General features: G+C 44.1%; 22 protein-coding genes and 2 tRNA genes. 15 read left to right on the plus strand and 9 right to left on the minus strand.

The genetic code is table 11. From position 1 onward, the window contains the following. The first annotated feature begins 158 nt into the window (after positions 1 to 158). Both K4039_RS10895 and K4039_RS10900 read left to right on the plus strand, forming a co-directional pair. A tRNA-Met gene (locus tag K4039_RS10895) sits at positions 159 to 235 on the plus strand. A gap of 76 nt (positions 236 to 311) precedes the next feature. Continuing rightward, a tRNA-Met gene (locus K4039_RS10900) sits at positions 312 to 388 on the plus strand. Positions 389 to 575: 187 nt separating this feature from the next. Here the strand turns inward: K4039_RS10900 and K4039_RS10905 are convergent. Together K4039_RS10905 and K4039_RS10910 are read right to left on the minus strand one after the other, a co-directional pair. Further along, positions 576 to 764, minus strand: coding sequence for a DUF2949 domain-containing protein (locus K4039_RS10905; RefSeq protein ID WP_265235201.1), 189 nt, complete (start codon positions 762 to 764; stop codon positions 576 to 578). Positions 765 to 994: 230 nt separating this feature from the next. Then, entirely contained in the window at positions 995 to 1,378 is a 384-nt protein-coding gene (locus K4039_RS10910; protein WP_265235202.1) for a hypothetical protein, read from the minus strand. Between the two features lie 294 nt (positions 1,379 to 1,672). Here K4039_RS10910 and K4039_RS10915 point away from each other — a divergent pair, with 294 nt between their 5' ends. Continuing rightward, the gene (locus K4039_RS10915; protein ID WP_265235203.1) at positions 1,673 to 4,606 is read left to right on the plus strand and encodes a PAS domain S-box protein; all 2,934 of its coding nucleotides are present in this window, start codon (positions 1,673 to 1,675) and stop codon (positions 4,604 to 4,606) included. A 154-nt stretch (positions 4,607 to 4,760) separates the two neighbouring features. Here K4039_RS10915 and K4039_RS10920 read toward each other — a convergent pair whose 3' ends face one another. After that, the gene (locus K4039_RS10920; protein WP_265235204.1) at positions 4,761 to 5,348 is read right to left on the minus strand and encodes a rhomboid family intramembrane serine protease; all 588 of its coding nucleotides are present in this window, start codon (positions 5,346 to 5,348) and stop codon (positions 4,761 to 4,763) included. A gap of 497 nt (positions 5,349 to 5,845) precedes the next feature. Here K4039_RS10920 and K4039_RS10925 point away from each other — a divergent pair, with 497 nt between their 5' ends. The 3 genes from K4039_RS10925 to K4039_RS10935 all read left to right on the plus strand — a co-directional run bounded on the left by K4039_RS10925 (position 5,846) and on the right by K4039_RS10935 (position 10,535). Further along, positions 5,846 to 6,223: a Mo-dependent nitrogenase C-terminal domain-containing protein gene (locus tag K4039_RS10925; RefSeq protein ID WP_265235205.1), complete on the plus strand. Its 378-nt coding sequence runs from the start codon at positions 5,846 to 5,848 to the stop codon at positions 6,221 to 6,223. 65 nt (positions 6,224 to 6,288) lie between these two features. After that, positions 6,289 to 6,435 carry a hypothetical protein gene (locus K4039_RS10930; protein ID WP_265235206.1) on the plus strand — a complete coding sequence of 49 codons (147 nt, stop codon included), beginning with the start codon at positions 6,289 to 6,291 and terminating at the stop codon, positions 6,433 to 6,435. Between the two features lie 368 nt (positions 6,436 to 6,803). Then, the gene (locus tag K4039_RS10935; RefSeq protein ID WP_265235207.1) at positions 6,804 to 10,535 is read left to right on the plus strand and encodes a HEAT repeat domain-containing protein; all 3,732 of its coding nucleotides are present in this window, start codon (positions 6,804 to 6,806) and stop codon (positions 10,533 to 10,535) included. 484 nt (positions 10,536 to 11,019) lie between these two features. On the opposite strand, the gene K4039_RS10940 is transcribed toward K4039_RS10935, so the two are convergent. Both K4039_RS10940 and K4039_RS10945 read right to left on the minus strand, forming a co-directional pair. Next, a complete protein-coding gene (locus tag K4039_RS10940; protein WP_265235208.1) occupies positions 11,020 to 11,415 on the minus strand; it encodes a hypothetical protein in 396 nt (131 codons plus the stop codon). A 3-nt stretch (positions 11,416 to 11,418) separates the two neighbouring features. Continuing rightward, on the minus strand, positions 11,419 to 11,700 hold the full coding sequence (locus K4039_RS10945) for a DUF1778 domain-containing protein (protein ID WP_265235209.1): 282 nt from the start codon (positions 11,698 to 11,700) through the stop codon (positions 11,419 to 11,421). 185 nt (positions 11,701 to 11,885) lie between these two features. On the opposite strand from K4039_RS10945, the gene K4039_RS10950 reads away from it, so the two are divergent. From K4039_RS10950 to K4039_RS10965, 4 genes are all read left to right on the plus strand, one after another. Next, complete coding sequence (locus K4039_RS10950; protein ID WP_265235210.1) at positions 11,886 to 12,503, plus strand: Uma2 family endonuclease; 618 nt, start codon at positions 11,886 to 11,888, stop codon at positions 12,501 to 12,503. A gap of 90 nt (positions 12,504 to 12,593) precedes the next feature. Then, a complete protein-coding gene (locus tag K4039_RS10955; RefSeq protein ID WP_265235211.1) occupies positions 12,594 to 12,827 on the plus strand; it encodes a hypothetical protein in 234 nt (77 codons plus the stop codon). 65 nt (positions 12,828 to 12,892) lie between these two features. Continuing rightward, on the plus strand, positions 12,893 to 13,153 hold the full coding sequence (locus K4039_RS10960) for a DUF433 domain-containing protein (protein ID WP_242723171.1): 261 nt from the start codon (positions 12,893 to 12,895) through the stop codon (positions 13,151 to 13,153). Then, positions 13,150 to 13,533: a DUF5615 family PIN-like protein gene (locus K4039_RS10965; protein WP_265235212.1), complete on the plus strand. Its 384-nt coding sequence runs from the start codon at positions 13,150 to 13,152 to the stop codon at positions 13,531 to 13,533. Before K4039_RS10960 ends, K4039_RS10965 begins: the two co-directional genes overlap by 4 nt. 169 nt (positions 13,534 to 13,702) lie before the next feature. Here the strand turns inward: K4039_RS10965 and bchB are convergent, their stop codons facing one another. Further along, positions 13,703 to 15,226, minus strand: a complete 1,524-nt coding sequence (bchB, locus tag K4039_RS10970; RefSeq protein ID WP_265235213.1) for a ferredoxin:protochlorophyllide reductase (ATP-dependent) subunit B — start codon at positions 15,224 to 15,226, stop codon at positions 13,703 to 13,705. Positions 15,227 to 15,659: 433 nt separating this feature from the next. Between bchB and K4039_RS10975 the strand changes: the two genes are divergently transcribed. Both K4039_RS10975 and K4039_RS10980 read left to right on the plus strand, forming a co-directional pair. Then, complete coding sequence (locus K4039_RS10975; protein WP_265235214.1) at positions 15,660 to 16,148, plus strand: KTSC domain-containing protein; 489 nt, start codon at positions 15,660 to 15,662, stop codon at positions 16,146 to 16,148. Between the two features lie 385 nt (positions 16,149 to 16,533). Beyond that, positions 16,534 to 22,047 carry an ATP-binding sensor histidine kinase gene (locus K4039_RS10980; protein WP_265235215.1) on the plus strand — a complete coding sequence of 1,838 codons (5,514 nt, stop codon included), beginning with the start codon at positions 16,534 to 16,536 and terminating at the stop codon, positions 22,045 to 22,047. A 92-nt stretch (positions 22,048 to 22,139) separates the two neighbouring features. Here the strand turns inward: K4039_RS10980 and K4039_RS10985 are convergent, their stop codons facing one another. After that, the gene (locus K4039_RS10985) at positions 22,140 to 22,700 is read right to left on the minus strand and encodes a Uma2 family endonuclease (RefSeq protein WP_265235217.1); all 561 of its coding nucleotides are present in this window, start codon (positions 22,698 to 22,700) and stop codon (positions 22,140 to 22,142) included. A 155-nt stretch (positions 22,701 to 22,855) separates the two neighbouring features. Between K4039_RS10985 and K4039_RS10990 the strand changes: the two genes are divergently transcribed. Together K4039_RS10990 and K4039_RS10995 are read left to right on the plus strand one after the other, a co-directional pair. Beyond that, entirely contained in the window at positions 22,856 to 23,110 is a 255-nt protein-coding gene (locus K4039_RS10990; RefSeq protein WP_265235218.1) for a hypothetical protein, read from the plus strand. Then, positions 23,100 to 23,462 carry a type II toxin-antitoxin system RelE/ParE family toxin gene (locus tag K4039_RS10995; RefSeq protein WP_265235219.1) on the plus strand — a complete coding sequence of 121 codons (363 nt, stop codon included), beginning with the start codon at positions 23,100 to 23,102 and terminating at the stop codon, positions 23,460 to 23,462. The genes K4039_RS10990 and K4039_RS10995 overlap by 11 nt, the downstream gene beginning before the upstream one ends. 36 nt (positions 23,463 to 23,498) lie before the next feature. Here the strand turns inward: K4039_RS10995 and rph are convergent, their stop codons facing one another. Further along, entirely contained in the window at positions 23,499 to 24,212 is a 714-nt protein-coding gene (gene rph / locus K4039_RS11000; RefSeq protein WP_265235220.1) for a ribonuclease PH, read from the minus strand. A gap of 223 nt (positions 24,213 to 24,435) precedes the next feature. Then, complete coding sequence (locus K4039_RS11005; protein ID WP_265235261.1) at positions 24,436 to 24,996, minus strand: nucleoside monophosphate kinase; 561 nt, start codon at positions 24,994 to 24,996, stop codon at positions 24,436 to 24,438. A gap of 347 nt (positions 24,997 to 25,343) precedes the next feature. On the opposite strand from K4039_RS11005, the gene K4039_RS11010 reads away from it, so the two are divergent. Then, positions 25,344 to 25,871 (plus strand): P-loop NTPase family protein, encoded by a 528-nt coding sequence (locus K4039_RS11010; protein WP_265235221.1) that lies wholly within the window; start codon positions 25,344 to 25,346, stop codon positions 25,869 to 25,871.

Below are 25,871 nucleotides of genomic sequence, written 5' to 3' on the forward strand. Positions count from 1 at the left end.
CTCTCCCCCTCTCCCTCTCTCCCCCTCTCCCTCTCTTCCTCTTCGATCGATACTCTGAGCCGATTTCAGCAACCCCTCCCACAATCTCAAAAGTTTTTTTGATTTAGGGGTTGCAATTTTCCGAAAGATGTGTTTATATTAGAGAGTAGACAAAGCGACGCGGGATAGAGCAGCCTGGTAGCTCGTCGGGCTCATAACCCGAAGGTCAGTGGTTCAAATCCACTTCCCGCCACCAACTTGAAACAAACTCTGTAATCTCAACGATTACAGAGTTTGATTTTCGGAAACGACTAGAAATATAGATTAAGCGACGCGGGATAGAGCAGCCTGGTAGCTCGTCGGGCTCATAACCCGAAGGTCAGTGGTTCAAATCCACTTCCCGCCACCAAATTTAATCAGACAAGCCCCGGCAACCGAAAAGTTGCTGGGGTTTGTTTTATGGCGTCTGGAGCCATAAAACAGACCCTCAACCTCAACACTCAACTCCATACTTTTCTACGCCCGTTTGTGCAAGCTTTATTTCTCAAAAATCGGCAATTCGATATCCCTGTTTGTGAACTTTGCATTTTAAATTGCTAAGCCGGCTGAGTTTGCAGCCAATCAAAGATCAAGTCTAACTGTTCCAGCGTGACTAACCCATACTGCCACAGAACCATCGGCAGTTGGCTGGCATCTTCTTCGCCGTGTCTCAGAGCAACAGCGATCGCAGAATTCGAGATCGCCAACTCCCCCCGCAAATAATCGATCAGTTGAGCCTTTCCCATCACCTTCACCGCCTGTTTTATGCGATCTTGTAAATATATGTATCCGATTTGACTGAATCTGAAGTTTAATAGTCCTAATTTTCTGTTGATAATGGGCGATGTGGTGTGATGGAAAGCGCACGCAATTTGTGATAAAACTGATAAAAAAAGGCGATCGCAGTCACAAGAGATCCCAGCCTCAAAAATAGGATCGGGCGATCGATCGCTTGACATCAATTCATTTAAAATTGTTAGAGTCCTAGCTGAAGCTGAACTCCCCCTCCTGTGCCGCTGTCGTTGGGTTTGAGAGGTAAGGGATTTCCTAGACGCTGGGAGTCGGAAGGAGTAGTGATAAATTCCAATTCCGGGCCAACTTTCATGCGAAATGTATCCGCCAAGCTGCGCTCCCTCCTAGCAGAATTAGCCCCCGTTTGTGATTCACCAATCAAGTTTTGGTAGTCCGAGTCCACGGTTCTGTCCTCCACAGTTCTCAGGGAATCCCCAGATAAAGTCGTTTCCGAATTTTGCGGCCCTGATTGCACTCTTTGTTGGGCGAGAACCGCCGGGGTGAAACTGATAAAAATTGAGCTCAGTCCGAGAACAGTACCAAAATTAGCCATAACTGCGTTCATCATCCATGCCTCCGTTAGCTGCATCCTACTATGTTTATTATATGTAGTTTCAACTCCACAAGCTGTGTGGAATTGACAACGCTAATGGAAAAATAGCTCCAAAAGCTCGATCGCCCTCCCAAAGCTCCCGATCGCGTTAAGATAGCGGTGGCAGCCGTTAAAAATTCAGTTACCAGCGACAGATTCCGATTTCTTAACAGCACTTTGCCTGCTCAAGCAATCTCAACGTTCAAAATCTGCGCTCATCAGGTTGTACTTTACTTAAATGTTGTGGATTCGTAATATTTCTGCTCGATCATGCCAATCAGATCTCTGACAGACCGGATTTTCAAAATATCGAGTAAAGTGCCAATTCGCATCGTCCTTGTCGTGCCTTTTGCCATCCAGACTTTTGCTGCGGTGGGGCTGACGGGGTGGCTGTCGCTGCGCAACGGGCGCATAGCTGTCAACGATGTTGCCACGCAACTGCGGGCCGAAGTCACATCGCGCATCCAGCAACACATTCATAGTTTGATCGAAACGCCACACCAAATCAATCAACTCAATCTTGATGCCATCCGTCTCGGCATTTTGAACGTGCAGGATGAAGTTAGCTTGCGTAACTACTTCTCCAAACAACTCCAAACGTTTGATAAAGTGAGCTACATTCAATTCGGCTCCGAACAAAAAACTTTTACTGGAGTTGAACACCTCGACGATGGCAATTTGCAAGTTCGGATTTCTAATAAATCTACTGGCTATAACTTTCACAGCTACGCACCGTCAGAGTTCGGCAAATCAACTAAGCTATTAAAAACTACTCCTAATTACGACCCCCGCACTCGACCTTGGTACATAGCTCCGGCGAGGGCCGGCAAGCCGACATGGACTAAAATATATACTTATTTTGATACCCCAAAACTAGCAATTACTGCCGCTCAACCAGTTTACGACAAGAATAACAAATTGATTGGAATCCTGGGTTCTGACTTGACACTTTCCAAGATAAATCAATTTTTGGAAGGTTTCAAGATTGGTAAATCAGGGCAGACTTTTATTGTGGAAAGGTCGGGAGAATTGGTGGCAAATTCTACTCCAGAACCGCCGTTTATTGTTAGCAACGGCGTTCCGAAACGAATTGCTGCAACTCAAAGTAACAATGTTCTAATTCGATCGACTGCCCGGTATTTGAAAGAACGTTTTGGGGATTTGAGCAAGATTGACAGCTCTCGCCAGCTAGATTTTGCGATCGACGGGGAACGGCAATTTCTACAAGTGACGCCCTTCTCAGACAGCAGAGGCCTCGACTGGTTGATTGTGGTGGCGGTTCCCGAAGCCGATTTTATGGAAGCGATTAACGCTAACACTCGTTACACAATTTTGCTTTGTTTCGGTGCTTTGGTGGTGGCGACGGCTCTAGGGATTCTGACTTCGAGATGGATTGTGATGCCGATTCAGCGTCTGAGCAAGGCTGCGGAGGCTTTGTCGCGGGGAGAATGGGACTCGATGGCGGTAGATCCCCGCTTGATGGTGTCTCTAGAGCGGGAGGATGAGGTGGGTGTCCTGGCCCGCTCTTTTAATACGATGGCCGGTCAATTGGAAGAGTCGTTTACTACTCTCGAAGAGCGGGTGGAAGCTGCGATTGCTGATAAAACTAAATTAATTGGCTCTCTGGAAAAATCTCAGCAAAAACTCGCTCTCCACCTCTATCAAACTCCTTTGGGGGCGATCGAATGGAATCTAAATTTTGAAGTGGCAGACTGGAATTTGTCAGCCGAAAGAATTTTTGGATACAACCGCTTGGAAGCAATGGGATGCCACGGAGTCGATCTAATAGTTCCTGACAGTGCGAAGGAGTATGTCAGGCAACTATCTATAACTTTGCTCACTAATCAAGGAGGAGTTAGTAGCATTAACGAGAATATCAGAAAGGACGGGCAAATTATTCTTTGCGAGTGGTACAATACTACTTTGGTTGATGCTGACGGCACGATCATCGGGGTGGCATCGCTGATTCAGGACGTAACCGAGTTTCACACTGCGATGGAGCAGTTGCGGGCTAGTGAGGAGCGGTTTCGCCAGTTGGCAGAAAATATTCATGAGGTGTTTTGGATTAGAGAACCAAATCAACAGCAAATAATTTATGTGAGTCCAGCTTGCCAGAAAATATGGCATTTGAGCTATCAGAGTTTGCTGTCAGAACCGGAGGCTTTTTGGGATGCTATTCACCCGGAGGATGTCGATCGCCTCAAGGCTGCTTTTGAAAAACACGCGCAGGGCGATTATGATGAGGAGTATCGGGTAGTGCGATCTGACGGTTCAGTTTGCTGGGTGCGCGATCGGGCTTTTCCAGTCCGCAACGAAACCGGAGAAATTTACCGCATTGTCGGTATTGCAGAAGACATTACCCAACGCAAACTAGCAGAAGAATTCCAAAAAGTCGCTCAAACCGCTCAAGCTGCAAGCCAAGCCAAAAGCGCTTTTTTAGCCAATATGAGCCACGAATTGCGTACTCCCCTCAACGCAATTATCGGTTACAGCGAGATGCTCAAAGAAGACGCCGAGGATTTAGGCCACGAAGATTTTATCCCCGACTTGCACAAAATTCAAACTGCCGGCAAACACTTGCTATCTTTAATTAGCGATATTTTAGATATTTCTAAGATTGAAGCAGGGCGGATGGAACTTTATTTAGAAACTTTCAACCCAGTTAATTTAATTGAGGATGTAGTTTCTACTATCGAATCCCTCGTCGAGAAAAACTCTAATAAGTTTGAAGTTAATTATGTTGGCGATTTGGGAATGATGTATGCTGACATTACCAAAACTCGTCAAATATTGCTTAACCTGCTCAGCAATGCAGCGAAATTTACGGAAGGTGGCACTATTACCCTGTCCATTGAAAAGGTTAAATATGACAGCTTAATAACTCAAGAAATAGCAGAAACTTCCGACTTGATAATTTTCCGGGTAGCTGATACGGGCATTGGGATTCCGGCAGAACAAATGCAGCATTTATTTCAAGCTTTTATGCAGGGCGACGCTTCAACTACGCGCAAGTACGGCGGCACGGGTTTGGGATTGACTATTAGCCGTCATTTTTGCTTGATGATGAGCGGCGATATGCAAGTTCAAAGCCAATTAGGTGGCGGTTCGGTTTTTACAGTTTACTTGCCCGCGCAAGTTGAATTATTAGATAAGACGGCGGTTGAAACCGCGTCTACAAAAACGAAGTCCGCCTCCGCGGACTGAAGAAAATAGCGTAATTTCAACCGCCCGGCCTTCTTCTCCTCCTTCTTGCTCCTCCTTCTTCCTTCTTGCTCCTTCCGACTTCCATCGGACTGAAATCCGTTACATCCGTTACATCCGTTACAGAATCCGTTGCCGAACTGTCTTCTGCCTTCTGCTATACTTCCCGTTTTTTTCGCCCCAACATTTGAGCTGCTAATATCCCGCCTGCAAAGCCAAAGAAATGTGCTTGCCAGGAAACTCCAGGCTGCGAGGGCAAAACTCCCCAAATTAAACTGCCGTAGAAGAAACCGACAATTAAAGATATCATAATAGACGTAAAGCTGCGTTCAAAATAGCCCCGCAGTAGCAAAAATCCGAAGTAACCAAAGATTAATCCGCTGGCACCAATGTGTACGGAATTGGGCGCGCCTGTCAGCCAAACTCCCAATCCGCTGATGAGTACAGTAACGGCACTTACGATAAAAAAGTCGCTAGTTTCTCGCAGCATGATTAACCAACCAAATGTCAAAAAAGGAAGGGTATTGGCGGCTAAGTGAGCAAAACTGCCGTGCAGAAAAGGCATGAAGAGGATGCCTTCGAGTCCGTCGATGCTGCGGGGGCGGACTCCGTAGGAATTCAGCGCGCCTCTAAACACGAATACATCGAGAATCTCGATCGCCCACAGGAGGGAGACGAAGCCGCCGAGAATGGCGGCGTGGCTTTGCAATTCGCGGGTAATAGATTTGGTTTCTGGGTTGCTCATGGGTGGTGAGGGCGGTAATACCGATTATTTATAATTGTAGGAGTTTCTGGGCCATTCCCTACGGGATAGCTACGCCGCGCGTGCGAAGCGACACTTGGCGCTGGGTTTCAGGCTTTTTTGCAGCCGAGCTTATTTGAAACTATTATAACTTTCATTTGAAATTCCGCATTTTCACGTATAGGATAATTCACCTCGATGCGTCACAATTGTAATTGAACTACAAAAGGAGAGTCAACCGAAGGTTGAAGCTAAAACGTAGAAGACAGAATTTTTACCCGATCGATAAATTCTCGATCTGGCAATGAGGACACTTTTGCGATCGCACACTGTCTCTAAAAAAAACTCAGGAACTACTTGTCTCGGTTCTAGTCATTAATTAAAGAACTTTCATCCGGTAAAGCAAAACGAGCTGCTGTAGGTACTTATTGTAGACAAAATCCAGTACAAGCTCTACAAAGAGTTCTTGGCAGCTCGTTCTAAAAGAGGAGAAGAGCAATATGAACGTATTTGAGCAAAAATTACCCCAGAGAATTCTGCCAATTTGGGTATGGCATGGCAAAGAAGAAATTACTGTTACTGTCGCTACAATTTCTCAGCCTTACAGTAAAAAGCCGCGGTTTGATTTATTACATCCGCTGAAAGAGTGGATCGAGAACACGGAAATTAAGAGTCAAAAATTGGCTCGGTTGTTGTGTAAATATATTCCATCGCAGTGTCCGTTTGAGCGGGAAGTCAAGTTTGGCGATCGCACTTTATTTTCCATTCCGCCGTTGTGTAAGTTAAATCCGCTTTACGAGCAAGTAGTTGGGATTCGCTTTCGGGCTTTGTGTTATTTGGCTGACGACTGCGGCGTGGATGTAACTCCCTATTGTTAATTCTCCAAAATTTTAATTTCTAACTCTCTTTTTCGCCCTCCCTTCTCCTTGTTGGGGAGGTTTTTTTGTTTTGTGCGGGCGAATTAGCGATCGGAAGTGCGATCGCCCTTTCGGAAGCTAATACAGCAGATTTCAGGTTTGTAGGGGCGGTTCTAAGAGTTCCCGCCCGCGATCGACCTAAAATCTGCTGCGACGATCCAACGGAGGACTAAAGTCCTTACTACGAACCTATTTTGAGGGACTATCGCTGTCTTTCTCTTCTTGCCTAATATCCTGAAAAATGTGCCAAATTAAGCAAACAATACTAATCCAAAATCCTGAAACTGGATCTAACCACGAGATTAAATTGACGACGCCAAACTCGGTCAATTGTCCAGCAACGCAGGTGAATTTGTGAGTTTTTACAATATCTTTGAACTTCATGGCGGTATTCCTAAATGTCATAATCTACAAATAACCGCATACCAGGGGCAGCATCCAGAGCAAAACAGTGCAGATTGAACTGCACTAATCTGCACTATGATTTTTCCCTAGCTATTCACTAAACTATGAATAGTCGCAATCTCTCCACTTACCACCGATGAGCAAAACTCCCAATTCCAGCACCATAGGGCTTACTCTAGAAGGATTAGAGAAAGTTCGCGAAAGAATGGCCCAATTGCCAAAGCCTGAAAAACCAGATAAGAAAGGTTGGACTCAAGAGGATTTGGCAAAAAAGTCAGGGGTGAGTATTGACACGGTTAAGCGGTTTCTTGATAAAAAGCGAATTAGGAGAGACTTTATTACTTGGATCGCCCAAGCTTTAAATTTAGAAATAACCGAAATTGTCGATCGCCACGAATGGAGCCCGCCCTCACCGCCAGCAACCCAAATCGACTGGCGCGAAACCTGCCGCGCCGCAGCCCAAGCCAAGCGACAAGCGGCCAACACTTTTTTTGCTAACGACTTAGCGCGAAAAATCGACCTCAACGAGATTCACGTCCCCTTGGGATTAATCGAACGCCAGCAAAAACCCCAGCGCCGCGATGATTTCTCCCCTCAAACAGGTTCCCAAGCTTATCAGGAAGCCGAAAAATTGATTCCCCTCAGTTACGACGAATTTTGCGAAAAAGTCCTCACAAACAGCGATAGCCCTAAAAGCAAGGGGAAACGCCTTGCAGTCATCGGCGAACCGGGTGCGGGAAAAACTACTCAATTGTTGAAAATTTGCGATCGCATATTGGCGGAAACTGAATATTTGCCCGTATGGATATCCTTAGCAGAGGTGAAAAAACCTTTGTGCAAATATTTAATCGAAGATTGGCTGCGAATAGCGGCGGGAAAATTGGATGCTGCACCTGCGGAATGGGTGAAAGAATTTAATGAATTACTGAGTGAAGGAAAAATCTGGTTGCTGTTGGACGGCGCGGATGAAATGGGAATAGCCGATTCCCTGGGAACTCTATCGCCACAGTTGAGAGAACGGGTATTTGATAAAGTACGAATAGTAATCAGTTGTCGCCTGAATATTTGGGAGGCTACGGGGAATGCCCTGTCTGATTTTGATACTTATAAAATGCTCGACTTCAGCTATGGAGACGGCGATAATTGCGATCAAGTGAAATTGTTTATCGATCAATGGTTTACCCCCCTTAATCCCCCCTTGGAAAGGGGGGAAACTGGCCCAATTCCTAATCCCTTACCAAGGGTGGAAACTACCTCAATTCCTACTCCCCCCCTTACTAAGGGGGGGCTGGGGGGGGTTCTACGCGCCGCCTTAGACGAACCGGGAAAAGAGCGAATCAAAGATTTAGCACGCAATCCCCTGCGGTTATTCCTGCTGTGTTTAACTTGGGAATTCGGACAGCAAGAATTACCCGATACTAAAGCCGAACTTTATGAGGTATTTGTCACAGCGCTTTATGATTTCAAGAAACAAGCTTTCCCGACAACAGCAGCACAGAGAATAGACTTAAATGCTGCGTTGGGAAGGTTTGCACTGACAGCAATTGAAGCTGGATATAAATCGATATTGCCCGATTGGTTTGTGAGCCAAAATCTGGCGCAACCGCATCCTGAGTTATTTGAAAAAGCAATTGAATTAGGTTGGCTGAATCGAGTGGGAGATGATGCCCAAAACCCGCTGAAATCTGTTTATGCTTTCTATCATCCCACGTTTCAGGAATATTTTGCAGCGTGCGAGATTGAGGATTGGCACTTTTTCTTGAATCATGTGCCGCAGAATCCGCAGCAGGGGATTTATCGGATTTTTGAGCGGCAGTGGAAAGAGGTGATGTTGTTGTGGATGGGGCGAAAGGATGTGGATAGGGAGGAGAAGGAAGCGTTTATTCAGGCGTTGGTGGAGTTTCAGGATGGAATTGAAGATGAGTTTTATTGGTATCGAGCTTATTTTCTAGCTGCTGTCTTAATTGATGAGTTTAAGGATTGTTCTTTGGGTGATGCGATCGTTGCACAAATTGTCCAGTGGGGATTTGGATATTTTAATATTGAAAAGCAGGAGTGGCAGACATTTTTATATCCAATTGCCGAAGCATCAAAAGCAATATTGCCAGAGAGTGATCGTACAATAGCGATCGCAGCTTTAACTAAATTAATCCGCACATCTGAGGCTGAAGATATCCGGTGGCAGGCAGCCTATAGCTTAGAAGAAATAGGCAAAGGCAACCCAGATGCGATCGTCGCTTTAATTGATTTAATCCACACCTCTGAAAATGAATATATCCAGTTGCAGGCAGCAAATAGCTTATGGAAAATAGACGAAGGCAACCCAGATGCTATCGCCTATTTAACTGAGTTAATCCGCACTTCTGAAAATGTAGATATCCGGCGGCAGGCAGCAGAATATTTAGGGAAAATAGATAAAAGGAATTCAGATGCTATCGCCACTTTAACTGAGTTAATCCGCACCTTTAAAAATGAGAATATCCGGTGGGAAGCAGCAGATACATTAGTTAGAATAGACCAAAAAAATTCCGATGCGGTCGCCTATTTTACTGAATTTATTCGCACTTCTGAAAATGGATTACTCCGGTGTCTAGCAGTAGAAAACTTAGGGGAAATAGGTAAAGAACACCCAGATATGATCGCCACTTTAACTCAATTATTCCGCACACCTGAAAATGAATTCATCTTGTGGCAGGCAGCACATAGCTTAGGAAAACTAGACAAAAGTAACCCAGATGCGAGCGTCGCTTTAACTCAATTAAGCTTCAAATCAGATGAGGAATTTATCCAAGCTCTAGCAGCAGGAAACTTATGGAAAATAGGAAAAGGCAACCCAGATATAATCGCCACTTTAACTGAGTTAATCCGCACCTCTGGGAATCTAAGTATCCGGTGGCAGGCAGCAAATAGCTTAGGAAAAATAGACAAAGGCAACCCAGATGCGATCGCCACTTTAACTGAGTTAATCCGTACCTCTGGGAATCTAAATATCCGGAGACAGGCAGCCCATAGCTTAGGAAAAATAGACGAAGGCAACCCAGATGCGATCGCAGCTTTAACTGAGTTAATCCGCACCTCTGGGAATAAATATATCTTCGAGCAGACAGTAGATAGTTTAGTGGAAATAAGCAAAAGCAACCCAGATGCGATAGCCATTTTAACTGAGTTAATCTGTACCTCTGAAAAGGAAGATATCCTATCGCAAGCAGCACATACTTTCAATAAATTTTTGACAGAAACTCAGCAAATGACAGGGGTTGTCACTGCCTTAAAAAATTGCCTATCCGATGAGACTTACGAAAATGACTTGGACAGATACAACAATTCCTACAAAGTCATCTGGCACTGTGCCCAAAATCTCCCTTACCCCACCTTCTATGACGCATGGCACCATCCACCCACCACACCCCATTCTGAAGTTCCCGATTGGCAAACTTTCCTCCAAGACATTGCCAGAGAAATCAATAATCAAGCCGAATTATCCAATCAAATCCAACTTTTGTGCATCGACAGCAAAAACTTCATCAACCCCGACAACCCCGCCGCCAAGATTTACACCCAAATGCTGAAACAAGGCTGTCCCAAAAGTGAGGATGCCACACCGAAAACAATGGCAGATTTACAAACTTATTGGGATTTGCTGCTGATGGATCGCGAGAAATCTTTCATCTTATTATTCTACAACTCGCGGGGGGAAGAGGCGACAGGATTTAGCGAGACATTTCTCAATGATTTAAGCAAGTTTGACGGCAACATTGCTATTGTTAGCGAGAATGACGCGGATTCGCTGACAGCTTTTTCACCAAGTCAATCTGATTTGATTGGAGCGATTGTGCGGTGGATTTGCCAAGTTGTATGCGAAAGTTGATCGGAGCATCTCAGTTTTGCTTTCGTAGTGCTGTCCCCGCTAGCGAGTCTTGTATAGCTCGCGAGCGTATAAAAAAATGCTTTTTACAAAAATGAAATGCTCCCAAGTTATACCATTTTGACAAATTATTGCTACGGTTATTAATCGTATATAAATTATCTGTCATGAGCATAAATTACCGGATACGGCAGTGCCGTGTCCCTACAGGTAAAAACCTTTATTTTTTTTGTAGCAAGGTTTTTTTAAATTGGTATTATACCATTTCTAAGAAGTATTGCTACATAAATTAGAGGATATAATTTGTAGGGAAACGGCATTGCCGTTTCCGGCGGGGGTTATGCAAATGACAGATAATTTGTATAAAGTAATTGTAGCTTATTCAAGGACTTTGATGATAGTGGCGATCGGGATAAAAAGTGAAAGTTCATCATCCTCTAGCGGTATGAAACCGTATTTCAAATAAAACTGTTTCGCTTGCTGATTTTTAGCATCGACTGTCACCGCAAATATTCCCACTTCTGACGAGAATCGAACTGCTTTGCGAAAAGACTCCATCAGTAGCTCCTCCTACTCCTCTCCCTTGCATGGAACGATCTACAGCAAGTTTGCCAAGACGCATCCCTGGTACTGGATAGCGTGGCAATCCTCTCCGATAATTTTCGGGTAGAGACTCCCGTTTAATTTCAGCCATACTGACAGAATAATAGCCTGCTACATCTGGGCTGCCAACTTCAGGAATTGCCACAAAAGTTTTAGAGATGCCTCTTTTATCGTTTTGTTTGGCATATTTTTTAATGTACTCATTTAACTCTGGTACACCGCAGTCGAAAGCTTCTCGTTTGATTCGGTTATCCTCAATGGAGCAAAAAATTAATTCCATTGTTTACCACTTTCCATACTTTTCTTGATGCTCTTTAATGGCTGCTTTTAGTGCTTCGTTGGGCTCCGGTGGGTTTTCGATCGCAGATGCGAAGTTTTCCCAGTCGCGCTCGCTTAACACGATCTGCTCTACTTGAGGAGTTTCTTTGGCTGCTTTCAGTGCTATGTCTAGCAAATATTCGTTGAGGCTCAAGCACTTCGCAGTGGCGGCTTTTTCGAGAATTTCTTTATCTGCTTGGCTGAGGGTGAACTCTATTTTTGTTTGGGTATCGGTTGGTGTTGACATCGTTTTGTTACCAAAGAGCGATCGACTAATTTTATTGTAGCAATTGTCCTCGCGGGCGATCGCCTCTGTGTACCGATCGCTGGAAATGTGGGTTATTATTTAAAAGAGCGATTCCCTACGGGATAGCTTCGCCGATCGCACTCAAAAAAAGTATTTGTTCAACATCCTGGTGGGAGAATAGCTTAATGACAACCACTTTGCCAACAACCGACCAACATTACTTCACAGAAGAGCAATATTTAGCACTGGAAGAAACAGCAGAGGACAAAAGTGAATATCTCGACGGGGAAATTATTCCTATGACAGGCGGCTCTACCAATCACAATCGGCTCGCAGGAAACGTTTACATTGCTTTAAATTTGGCTCTTCCAGAACAAGAGTATGATGTCTTCATCGGTGACGTGCGTCTGTGGGTTCCAAAAGTGCGACTTTATACTTATCCCGACGTAATGGTAATTTTGGGAAAACCGGAGTATCACAACAATCGCACAGACATGATTACTAACCCTCAAGTGATTGTGGAAGTTTTATCAAAGTCTACTAAAAATTACGATCGAGGTGACAAGTTTAAATTATACAAAACTATTCCTAGTTTTCGAGAATACATTCTGATTGACCAAACACAAATTAATGTTGAGCAGTATTCTAAAACCGAGAATAAAAAATGGTTGTATTCCGAGTATGATGAGGAAGATACCGCATTAGTGTTTAATTCCTTCGAGGTTGAAATTCCTCTATCGGCTATTTATAAGAAAGTCAATTTTGAGGAAGTTGAGAAAGACAATAATCAGAATGAGGTGTGAGGGCGATTCCCTACAGGATAGCTTCACTTCATGCACTTGCCTCCTGTTAAACTGAATCTAGCGGTCGTCTTAAGCAAGGAAAAAATAGCCGTGATACCTCTCAAAGAAAAACTCGTTGAAAAACTGAAAAATTTCTCTGAAATTGAACTGCAAGAAATCCTCAACTTTGCTGACTTCCTGTTATGGCAGCGGAAACAACAGGAAATAGCTTCGCCGCTCGATGAAACTGGCAACAGCCAACCAGCAAATATGGATGAAGAGTGCGAGGTTCATTATGTTGGTGGAGTCTTAGTCGTCAAAGCATCATCAATAAAAACTGAATAAGTAATTAATTGGGATACAATCATTTCCGATATGCGCGAAGATGGAAAATATATAATTGAAAAGACATGACTCAAAATAATTTACTCTCTCGCATCTCAATCGACTCGAATATCTGCTTTGGCAAACCCTGTATTCGCGGCCATCGCATCTGGGTTTCTCTGATTCTTGACTTTCTCGCTAGCGGCATGACTTTAGAAGAATTGCTTGAGGAATATCCGGGAATTGAACGAGAAGACGTTTTGGCTTGTATTGCTTATGGGGCTGAGTTGGCAAGAGATTATTATGTCGAAATTCCTCTGGGTGAAAAAAAGGTAGTTTTAAAGTGAAGTTAAAACTTGATGAAAATTTGGGCAGCATCCGCGTTGTTTCGATGTTACGTTTGGCTGGCCATGATGTTGCGACTGTACGGGAACAAAATTTGAGTTCCACACCGGATGAATTATTAATTGATATATGTCGGAGGGAAGATAGATGTTTTGTGACTTTGGATAGGGGGTTTGGCAATCGCCTCCGCTACAATCCTTCTGATTATTCTGGGATTGTGTTACTGCGTCTGCCTTCTCAATCGAAACCGCAAGATTTGCAAGCGGCAGTAGAAATATTAATTCGCGGATTGGATGCCGCAGAAGTTGCGGGTAAATTGTGGATTATCCGAGGGGAACAGCTTTTGGAATATCAAGCAATATCGGAAGATGAATCTGACTAAATGCGGGCAGAAATAATGGAAAAATTTATTCTTGAATAAACTTTTTAGCTGAAATAATCTTCATTATCAATATCACTGAAGTAATTCCAAAATTAAGGGTTGAAAGAGATCTGTCCAAGATTTTATAGATCTGCAAGGGCATCCACAACAGAGGCCCTTACCCAACTAACTACGCGCCGACAGCTTCCTTGGCCGCGTACAACACCTCAGCATTAATTAAAGCAATACCGCGCTCGCGAGCAAACTTCTCAGTATTTCGCTTCACCTTACCCCGGACAAAACCAGGGATTTTATTCAACTCAGCTTGTCCATCCTTCGTCCAATTCATATCAGAATCAGCCGAAATACCCTTAGTAATCACTTCCTTAGTATCGTGGCCGCCGAAGATTTCTAGCAAGTGGTCTTCCATGCCCAAAGTAAAGGAATTGTAGACCAAATCTACGCACTGATTTGTGCCTTCATAACCCAAAAATGGCTTGTAGCCGATCGGGAAATTTTGAACGTGAATCGGCGCAGCAATCACACCGCACGGAATATCAAGCCTTTTACCGACGTGGCGTTCCATTTGCGTGCCGAAAATTGCCGAAGGTTCCGCTTTCGCGATCGCATCCCCGATCGCCCCGTGATCCTCCGTCACCAGCACTTCATCACAATACCCTTTTACCTCTTCCCGGAACCAATCAGCATCGTGTTTGCAGTAGGTTCCTGCCCATACAACGTGGATTCCCATCTCGCGAGCCAAAATCTTCGTCATCGCCGCAGCGTGCGTATTATCGCCAAATACGACCGCTTTTTTGCCCGTTAAGTTTTGGCAGTCGATCGACCTTGAGAACCAAGCAGCCTGAGACACAAACCGCGTTTGTTGGTCAATAAACTCTTCATAATTAACATCCGCACCTTGAGCATTCAACACTTCCTGAATCTTGCGAATACAGCGCGCAGTTTCTACCACACCCATCGGCGTAATATCCACCATCGGAGTGCCAAATTCTTTTTGCAAATACTTCCCAGTCATCATCCCCAATTCCCGATAAGGAACCAAGTTAAACCAAGCGCGCGGCAGTCTTTTTAAGTTATGAACCGAAGCACCTTCGGGAATAACTTCGTTAACTTCAATTCCCAAATCTGCCATCAAACGCTTCAACTCGGTGCAGTCGTGCTGGTTGTGAAAACCCAGCGTAGACATACCGATAATATTCACCGATGGTTTTTCACTTTTACTTTCCAAATCGCCTTTTTTGCGAGCTTTGTTAATGTAAAATTGCACGATTTGATCTAAAGTGCGATCGGCAGCTTCGAGTTCGTTAACCCGATAATGGTTGACATCGGCTAGCAACACGTCGCCTTTGGCATCCAATTGAGCTCGCTCCACGAAGTTTTCCAAGTCTTCTTGCAAAATGCTGGAGGTGCAAGTCGGAGTCAACACGATTAAATCTGGGCTTTCTTCTCTGTCTTTGCGGGTGATATTGTCCACCACCCGTTCCTGCGAGCCCCGCGCCAGTACGTGTCTGTCAACGACGCTGGTAGTTACAGGCGTGAAATCCCGTTCCCTCTCTAGCATGGAGCGCATGACGTTAAAATAGTCATCTCCAATCGGTGCGTGCATGATGGCGTGGACGTTTTTGAAGGAAGTCGCAACGCGCAAAGTGCCGATGTGGGCTGGGCCTGCGTACATCCAATAAGCCAATTTCATAGGTATTTTTCCTGGTGTTGGTTGAGATTTGCCCGATCGGGCGATTACTGCTAAATTTTAAGGTTGTTTCCGATTTTCTCACCGGATGAATCCTTTAGAAATAATAACTTTCTGAAGATTTACAGATGGGAAAAATCCTCAAACCCTTTTCCTGGCTGGGATTTTACTCGCCATTCCCACAATTTTACCTTTGTTTTATGGCAATAATTCTTAATCTATTGTCAAGTTTCGTTAAGAACCGGACACATCTTATCAACCTAGGATACGCCAGCCGCACCTGACACCTAAATTGCTACAATAATTTTCGCCCAACTGCATTATTGACTTTTTAAGCAACATCAAATACACTATTAATTAATCCACTATTTCCTCTGTCGCGCAACTTGCTTTATTAGGGGAAATATTGACCTAAAACAAATCATTGATAAATCCTATGAAACTATCCAAAATTGACTTGAGCAATGTCTTAGCAGTCGGTCACTCTAACGGCCAGTTAGGACTATTGATCGATCGCGGTGAACAAGTCGAATTTATCGAAATTGCTGCTCCCGAAGCTGCAATGCAGGGCCTGCAAATGGTTGATTTCATCGCCAATACAGATTCAACCGAACTCGATCCCGGTATTGAATTAACAGAAATTGCTCACCGCGACGAACCGATTGCTATGATCCCGGTTGATTCGGCAATGGCTAGCGCGATCGGATACAACGAAGAGGAGCAAGTTTTGCAAATAGAATTTAGCAGCGGGTCAGTCTATCAATACAGCCACGTAGAACCGGAAATTTGGGAATCTCTGCAAGAAGCTGATTCTACAGGCCGATTTTTTAACTCCGAGATTAAAGGTTATTATTCCAGCCAGCGCGTAGATGACCCAATAGATAAGACAGCGGTTGAAACCGCTTTTGAAATCGAACTCGGATGACGGGCGCTTCGCCACATACGAGTTCGATCTCAAACTACAAAAACGTAGGCGTTAACCTTCCCGAAGGGTAGTCCGCCTCCGCGGGCTGAAGAAAAATCACCTAATTTTAACCCCCCGTTCTTCAACCCGCTTGGAGTGCATGAGTGTTTGTGTAGACGCGGTTTCAACCGCCCGGTCTCTGTCAAGGCCTGTCTTCCCATACATCCCAAAAGATAGCTTTTGAGTGATAATGAAGAATAACATAGGATTTACCAAAATAAACCCGGTTCACACTAAAAAATCTTGGGTTTGTCAACGACTAGCAACGAAAAAATCGGGTTTCTAGCCCGCCGCGCGCAACTCCTGTAATATTGACCAAGCACACCTAATTTGAGAGAACCTGACTATGATGGCAATTCCCGGCGTTGCAGTTCTCGCTCTTATTTATGAAAGCAGCACTTCCCTGGTTTACCGCGGCCGTAACGAGCAAGACAACCAACCTGTTATTATCAAAATTATCAAAGAAGACTATCCGACTCCCGAAGAACTGAATAGATACAAACGCGAATATGATATTACTGCCAACTTAAACCAGCTCGACGGAGTTGTTAAAGTGTACAAGTTGCAGCAGGTTAGCAATATTTTGGCAATGATTTTAGAAGATTTTGGCGGCGAATCTTTAAAAATATTTATGGCTACCCAAAAATTTACCACTTTAGGATTTTTGACTACAGCCATCAAAGTTGCTGAAACTTTGGGAGAAATTCACGCAAAAAATGTAATACATAAAGATATAAACCCCTCTAATATAGTTTTTAATCCCGCAACGGGACAAGTTAAACTTATAGATTTTAGCATCTCAACTGACTCAAATCAAGAAAATCTTGCCAATAAAAATCCTAATTTTTTAGAAGGCACTTTAGCCTATATGTCGCCGGAACAAACCGGCAGAATGAACAGGGTTATTGATTACCGCACAGACTTTTATTCCCTTGGTGTCACCTTCTATGAAATCCTGTCAGGACAGCTCCCTTTTCCCACTACCGATCCGATGGAGTTAGTTCACTGTCACATCGCCAAACAGCCAGTACCTCTCGCTGAAATTGCACCAGAAATTCCTCAAGCTATTTCAGACATTGTGATGAAATTACTAGCAAAAACGGCGGAGGATCGCTATCAAAGTGCTTGGGGACTGAAAGCAGATTTGGAATCCTGTCTGTTTCAGTTGCAAACATCTGGGGTTATTTCTGAGTTTGCTCTTGGCAACCAAGATATTTCCGACAAATTTCAAATTCCTCAAAAACTTTATGGCAGACAGCGAGAAGTTGAAACTCTTTTAGCGGCATTTGAACGGGTAGCAGCAACAAATAATCGAGCCTACCGCATCGAACACTCCCAAATTTCTGTCATCAAGAAAGAGAGCAAATCGAAACAAGAAAATTCTGTGTCCGTGCTGGCGAGAGGACAGCATAAATCCCGCAGCGAGATGATGCTGATTGCTGGTTATTCCGGCATTGGCAAATCTGCAATGGTGAAGATTTTAGACAAACCAATTACCCGCAGGCGTGGCTATTTTATTTGGGGAAAATTTGACCAGTACAAGCGGACTATTCCTTACTCTGCCGTTGTCAGCGCTTTTTCGGAATTGGTGCGGCAACTGTTAACTGAAAGCGAAGCTCAATTGGCAGTTTGGCGCGAAAAACTCCGCACTTCTTTCGGGCAAAATGGGCAAATTATTATTGATGTACTTCCAGAAGTTGAACTAATTGTCGGAGCTCAGTCTCCTGTAGCTGAATTGGGGCCAACGGAATCTCTGAATCGCTTTAATTTAGTCTTTCAAAACTTCATTCGCGTATTTTGTCAGCCCGAACATCCGCTGGTGATTTTTCTCGACGATTTGCAGTGGGCTGATTCTGCCACACTCAAATTGATCGAATTGATGATGACAGATGAAGCGACACAATATCTGTTTTTAATTGGCGCTTATCGGGATAATGAAGTCAGTCCCACTCATCCTTTAATGATGACTGTGGAGACGCTGCGAAATCAGGAAGCTATCATTAATCAGATTGCTTTGTCGCCGCTGGGGGTGGAAAATATAACTCATTTGATTGCCGAGACTTTGCACAGCGATCGCGAATCTGTCAAACCTTTAGCTGAACTGGTAGTCAGCAAAACAGACGGCAATCCTTTTTTTGTAAATCAATTCCTGCAAACATTGTATCAAGAAAACCTGCTAGTTTTTCAGCCACCGCAAGCGGGGAGCAAGGGCGGCTGGCATTGGGATATGACTCAAATTGAGCAGTGCGCTATCACTGACAATGTGGTAGATTTGATGGTACAAAAATTGAGAAAACTGCCAAGTTCAACGCAGCAGGTTTTGCGTTTAGTGGCTTGTTTGGGTAACGAATTTGACTTAAACACTCTTTCTTTAATTCATGAAAAAGAAGCGTCGGAAACTTTTTCTCACCTGTTGCCAGCGATTAAGTCTGGACTGATCTTGCCAACTTCGGAATTGGAAAGTAAGTCATTAGATTACGTGCTGTTTCCGCTATTAATTCTCAATTATAAATTTTTGCACGATCGAGTCCAACAAGCAGCTTATGCTTTAATTGACGACTCGCAAAAAAAAGACGTTCACCTGAAAATTGGCAGGCAGATTCTCGAAAATACTCCGGCTGAATATCGCGCTGACAGAATCTTTGAATTAGTCGATCACTTGAATGTAGCCCGATCGCTAATTCGAGACGAGCGAGAATTAATTGAACTGGCAACGCTGAATTTAGACGCGGCTCGGAGAGCTAAAGATGCCACTGCTTATGTTGCTGCGTTGCAGTATTTAACCGCAGGTATGGACGGTTTAACCGCCGATATTTGGGATTCCCACTACGATTTAGCCTTTGCTCTGCACATGGAGCGCGCAAATGTTGAGTATTTAAACGGTTATTTTGAGCATTCAGAAGAATTTATCAACATAACCTTGCAAAAAGCGCGATCGGCCTTAGAAAAAGTAGAAATTTACAACCTGCTGATCGTGCAGTACACCCTGCGAGCGAAGTATGAAGAAGCCGTTAAAGCCGGAATCAAAGCTTTGGACTTGCTGGGAATTGACTTGCCGCTAGACGGGCTGCAAAAAGTCATCTCCGAAGAATTTGCAGCAGCCACAAATTTTTTAGCAGGTAGAGAAATATCTTCGCTGATTGACGCTCCCGAAATGACTGTACCCGATAAAAAAGTGGCAGTCAAATTAATCACAAACCTGTTAACATCGGCTTACCTCAAAAATCCCGACTTGTGGAAAGTCAGCGTATTAAAAGGAGTCAATCTTTCTCTCACATACGGTTTGGTTCCCGAAGCATCTCTCTGCTACGCGGGCTACGGTATGTTCTTAAACGCTGTTTCTGGAGATTACAAAACAGCTTATCAATTTGCCCTGCTGTCGCTAAATTTGAGCGAAAAATCGGGAAATATCGGCTTGAAGTGCAGAGCTTGTTCGTCCTTGGTCAGTATTTTTCATTACTGGTTCAATCATATTAAAGAAGCACACGCAATCAGCAATGAAGGGTATCAAGCAGCTTTAGAATCAGGAGATTTAGAATACGCAGGTTATATCCTGTCCAACCGTATAGCCAATTACTTTTTTCAAGGTAAAGAAATCTCGCAAATTCTAGCAGACACGAGCAGGTATTTGCAGTTCAGCCAAAAAACGAAAAATCAGCTTGTTACCGATATATTATTAGGGGTAGAGTTAATCCTACGCAACTTGAGCCAACTGACTCCTGAAAAGTTTGTATTTGAAAGCGAAGATTTGAGCGAAGCTGAATACGTACACAACTGTCAAGCTCATCAAAATTTGTACTCGCTCTGCCTTTATCAGATTCGCAAATGCCAGGTAATGTACTGGTATGGCAACTTTAACGAAGCGTTACAACTAGCTTTGGAAGTTGAAAAGCAGCTATCTTTTATTACTGGAGCAATCCCCGCTACCGAGTGGAATTTTTTCTTTTCTCTAACTTTGGCGGCAGTTTTTCCCAATGTTTCGGAAGACAAACAAAAGCAATACTTGGAGAAGTTAGAAGCTAATCAAAAACAAATGAAAATTTGGTCAGACAACTGTGCAGAAAATTTTCTGCACAAGTACCTTTTAGTCCAAGCAGAAATAGCCCGAATTACCAAGAAAGATTCAGAAGCTGTAGAGCTTTACGATTTCTCGATAAATTTAGCTCAAGATAATGAGTTTGTGCAAAATGAAGCCCTCGCCAATGAACTAGCGGCTAAGTTTTGGTTGAGTAAAGGCAAATATCAATATGCCAAAATCCACTTGCGCGAAGCTCACTCATGCTACTTGCGCTGGGGTGCAGTCCGCAAAGTTGAAGATTTAGAACAGAAGTATCCGCAGTTGCGGGAAATGACGCCGCTCCACGGAAGTTTTAACAACAATCAAACTACAAATACTATTCATACTTCTACTGGCAGTGATGCGAGAGTGCTGGATTTAGCAACTGTAATGAAAGCATCTCTGGCAATTTCCAGCGAAATTGTCCTCGACAAGCTGCTGGCTTCTTTGATGAGGATATCGCTAGAAAACGCGGGGGCACAATCCGGTTTTTTAATCTTAGTTAGAGATGGAAAACTTTTAATATCAGCTCAAGCGTCAGTAGTTGCTGAAGATGTCGCGGTGCTGCAATTTACGCCTGTTGAAGAATGTCAGGATTTACCTGTGACGGTGATTAATTATGTGGAAAGGACTCGCGAAGATTTGGTGTTGAGCAATGCCGCGGCTGAAGGGCGATTTACTGCCGATGCTTACATCGCCAAACACCAGCTCAAATCTCTTTTGTGTACGCCGATAGTCAATCAACGCAAATTAATCGGCATTCTTTATTTAGAAAATAACTTAACTGTTGGGGCTTTTACTGCCCACAGATTAGAAGTTTTAAGGCTGCTTTCTTCCCAAGTTGCTATTTCTTTGGAAAATGCTCTGCTTTACAATTCTGTGGAGCAGAAAGTGCAAGAGCGGACGTATGAGTTAAATGATAAAAACGAGCGTTTAGAAAAAACTTTGCGGGAGCTGAAACTGACTCAAGCTCAATTAATTCAAACGGAAAAGATGTCGAGTTTAGGGCAAATGGTGGCTGGTGTAGCTCACGAAATCAATAATCCTGTAAGTTTCATCTACGGTAATCTCAATCCAGCTAGCGAATACGTTAAAGATTTGCTAAAATTGATTGAGCTCTACCAGCAACACTATCCAGAACCTGCTGATGAAATCCTAGAGGAAATAGAAACAATTGAACTGGAATTTTTGAGTGAAGATTTGCAAAAGTTGCTGGATTCAATGAAAGTGGGAGCCGAAAGAATCCGGGATATTGTGTTGAGTTTGCGGAATTTCTCGCGCCTCGACGAAGCGCAAATGAAGTCGGTTGATATCCATGAAGGCATCGACAGTACGGTGATGTTGCTGCAACCGCGCCTGAGAAAAGAGGGCGGCCGTTTGGGGATTGAGCTGATTAAAAATTATGCCAACTTGCCGTTAATTACTTGTTATGCGTCGCAGTTGAATCAGGTATTTATGAATATTCTTACCAATGCGATCGATGCGATGCTGTTGGCAAGAAATTGCCCGGAAACGTCTCAAAATACTCCTAATATTACAATTTCTACGGAGGTGACAGACCGCAATTCTGTAATAATCAGAATGGCTGACAGCGGGCCGGGGATGAGCACTGAGGTGCTGCACAAGATATTCGATCCGTTTTTTACAACTAAGCCGGTGGGTTCGGGCACTGGTTTGGGATTGTCTATTTCTCACTCGATTGTTGTTAGTTCTCATGGCGGAAATTTGACTTGTGTGTCTGTACCGGGAGAGGGGAGTGAGTTTGTTATTGAAATTCCGATCGCCCCCAGGCAAGTTTTGTAAAGAAAGAAAAATGGCGAATATAATGCAAATATAGGGCGAATTATAGGGCGAATAGAATTCGCTTCTACACAAACAAAGTCCGCCTCCGCGGACTAAGAAAACTGCACTTGGCGGTATAAATCCCCGATCGCAATTTCGACATCCACTGATTCCAGTTGCAAAGCATCGCCCAAACCATACTCCGACAGCACCCATAACCCTTGTTCGTTGCGCCGAAACATCTCTACTCCGGGCTGTTCAACTTGCACCAAGACATACTCTTGCAGCGTGGAAAATTGACGGTATTTAGCAAATTTTGCGCCGCGATCTAGGGCTTCAGTTGAAGGTGACAAAACTTCGATAATCAAGGAAGGAAATTGAACCAATTGCGGATCGTTATCGCGATCGTCGCAAGTTACGACAACATCAGGATAAAAATACTTTCTCCCTGGTTCTACCCGTAGTTTAACAGCTAGGATGTAAATTTCGTAGGGCAGATTAAGGCGATCGTCTAATAGCTTGAAGAAGTTGAAGGTAATTCGATTGTGATTGCGGGTTCCACCTGTCATAGCGACGACTTCGCCATCCCAATACTCGTAGCGTTCTTCTTGGGTGGGTTCCCAAGTCAGGTATTCTGCTGCGCTCATCAATTGGCGATCGGGTAAAGCAACCATGATGCGATCGGGGAATGAAGTATGTTTCTAGGATAACAGGAAGATTGGCTTCCCTGGATACTGTTGAATGAAGGGCGATCGCTCTCAAATATCAAGTTTGCTAAACCCTGATAAAATATGACATAATTGGTAAAAAATACCTTGAGGAGAAACAGATGAAAGCTGTTGAAGTATTGGGAACTATAGATGATAAAGGTCAATTATTTCTCGATCGCCCGATCGAAGACTTCCCCCCTAGCCGCGTGCGAGTGATTGTACTTTTTGCTGAAGTAGCAGAGGAAGTCGAAACCGATCCTGATGATACTCCCATTGCAGAAGTGAAAGCAAGTCTCAGGAGAGCATTAGAGGAAGCAAAAGCAGGACAACGCATCCCCCTTTCAGAAATGTGGGAGGGAATAGATGTCGAATGAAATTGCTTTCATACAGATTGATTTAACCCCTGAATACAAACGGAATTTGCGTGAATTATCAAAAAAATATCGCAATGTCAGGTTAGATACTCAGCCAATTATTGAACAATTCCAAGGGGGCAACTTTACTGGCGATCGCATCCCCGGAATGGGTGAAGATTATGTCATATTAAAGGTGAGAGTCAAAAATAGCAATATCCAAAAAGGGAAAAGCGCTGGTTATCGACTGATCTATCAAGTTGAGTCACCGAATAGCCTACTTCTATTAACCATTTATGCTAAATCAGACCGAGAAGATATTAGTCCTAATGAGATTCGTAACATCTTAGCTGAGTTAGATCGGGATGAATGATTAATGTCGGCAATTACGAGGTCAAAATAAACCAATTTAAAGAGCTTGCCGCTGAGCCTCCAACAATTCCTGAATCCCTATTTCTGCCAAGTCTAAAATTTGATTTAACTGAGGGCGACTAAAACTTCCTTCTTCCGCAGTTCCCTGGATTTCTATGATGCTCAAATCTCCATTCATTACCACATTACAATCAATTTGGGCCGCCACATCTTCAAGATAATTCAAATCTAAAAATGGCTCGCCTTCCAAAAGCCCCACAGAAACGGCGGCCACTTGACGAATAATGGGCGATCGCTCTAATTGACCTTTTTGTACCAATTTGTTCAAAGCATCAGCCACAGCCACAAACCCGCCATTAATTGAAGTTGTGCGAGTCCCCGCGTCTGCTTGCAAAACATCCGCATCCACAAGTATCGTGCGTTCGCCCAATAGCTGCATATCCAAGCACGATCGCAAACTGCGCCCAATCAACCGCTGAATCTCTTGAGTGCGTCCCGATAATTTCATAAATTCCCGCTCTTGTCGCTGCGGCGTAGATCCGGGTAACATTCGGTATTCCGCCGTCAGCCAACCTTGTCCGGTATTCTCCAGAAATCTCGGCACTCCCGGCTTGATTGTAACGCTGCAAAGTACCTGAGTATCGCCACTTTTTGCTAGCACGGAACCGCTAGCAAATTTGTTGAATTCGCGATCGAAACTAATCGGGCGAAGTTGATTTGATTTTCTGCCGTCAGGACGCTGGAAAGACATAATATTTAGGTAATTGGGAATTGGGCATTGGGAATTGGGAATTGGGAATTGGGAATTGGGAATTAATATTCCTTCTTGCTAATGACTATTGACTATTGATCAGGTTCGCGAGCGGGGACGATCGCACTAATAACTAATGATCGGGTTCGCGAGCGGGGACGATCGCACTAATGACTAATGACTAATGACTAATGACTAATGACTAATGACTAATGACTAATGACTATTTGGCGTTAGCTTCGAGAAGTTTGAGAAGATCCTGCTGGACTTGTTCTGGAGATTGATCGCCGTTGATAGTTAACAATTTGTGGCGGTATTCGTAATAATCTAAAAGAGGAATAGTCCGTTCCTCGAACAAATCGAGCCGGCGCTGTAAAATTTCTGGCTCGTCGTCCGATCGATCGCGTTCGATCGATCGACTCAGCAACACTTCATGAGGCACTTTCAGCCAAATTGCCCAATCTAGCTCCTGCGCCAAACTCTCTAATAAAAAATCCAATTCCTCAGCTTGAAAAGCCGTTCGCGGATATCCCTCCAACACCCAGCCATTAAAGACATCCCACAGCAGCAACCGGCGGCCGATAAATTTAATCAAAATTTCATCGGGAACTAGCTCCCCGGATTCCACAGAAGACACGGCCAACTTGCCCAAGTCTGTTTCACTTGCGATTTCCGCGCGCAGAATGTCCCCTAATGCCAGCAAAGGAATGCTCAAATTGTTGCACAATTGTTGTGCTTGAGTTCCCTTTCCCGCTCCTGGCCCTCCCAGAATCACCAATCTCACAGTGTTTGCTCCTAGTGCCGTGACATTCAAATTCTATGCGATGTTTACCTTTTGTTGACACTCCTGGACGCAGCCAGACTCTCAGAAACGGGGGTTTGCACCTGATAACTCTGGCACTCGATGCTGTGTTTTTGTAAAAAACCCGGTTTCTGCGTAAGTGTTTGCTTGAGTTGAAAAATCGAACTAACGACTCCGAATGCTACTGCCGCTAGCTTTTGACAATTTGTATATCTAGCGTTCGATCGGATGTACACTCGGCCCAGTACACTATATATTGTTAAGCAGGCTTCAGCCGCGCCAAGGTCGGAGCAGCAGTCAAGACTTAGTTACTAATTAAATATTGCCCTATGGTTGCTCAGTTACAAACCCCTAAACTCAATTTGACCCACAGCTTGCCCTACACCGTTGAAGGGCTGGTGCAAGTTTTTACAGGCCCGAACCGCTGCTTTTTTACCAGTGTCATGGCTCAAGCGCTCCGAATTGCAGGACAGGGAGCTCCGGTGTTGGCGGTGCAGTTCCTCAAAGGGGGCATCAATCAAGGGCATCAACATCCGGTGCGACTGGGGCAAAATTTAGATTGGGTGCGGTGCGATTTGTCTCGCTGTATTGACAAGGCCGATTTAGATGAGCTGGAAACGCGATCGATCGCACAATTGTGGGAGTACGTTCAAAAAGCGGTGCGTTCCGGCAGTTACGCCTTAATTATTCTCGACGAGTTGAGTTTAGCGGTGAATTTAGGCTTGATTCCCGAAGCAGAAGTGCTGGCATTGATTGACAGCAAGCCGCAGGATTTGGATATTATTTTGACTGGGCCTTCGATGCCGCCAGCAATTTTGGATATTGCCGACCAAGTTACTGAAATTCGCCGCAGTTAA

The sequence above is a fragment of the Lyngbya sp. CCAP 1446/10 genome (assembly GCF_026130175.1).
Lineage (GTDB): Bacteria > Cyanobacteriota > Cyanobacteriia > Cyanobacteriales > Microcoleaceae > Microcoleus.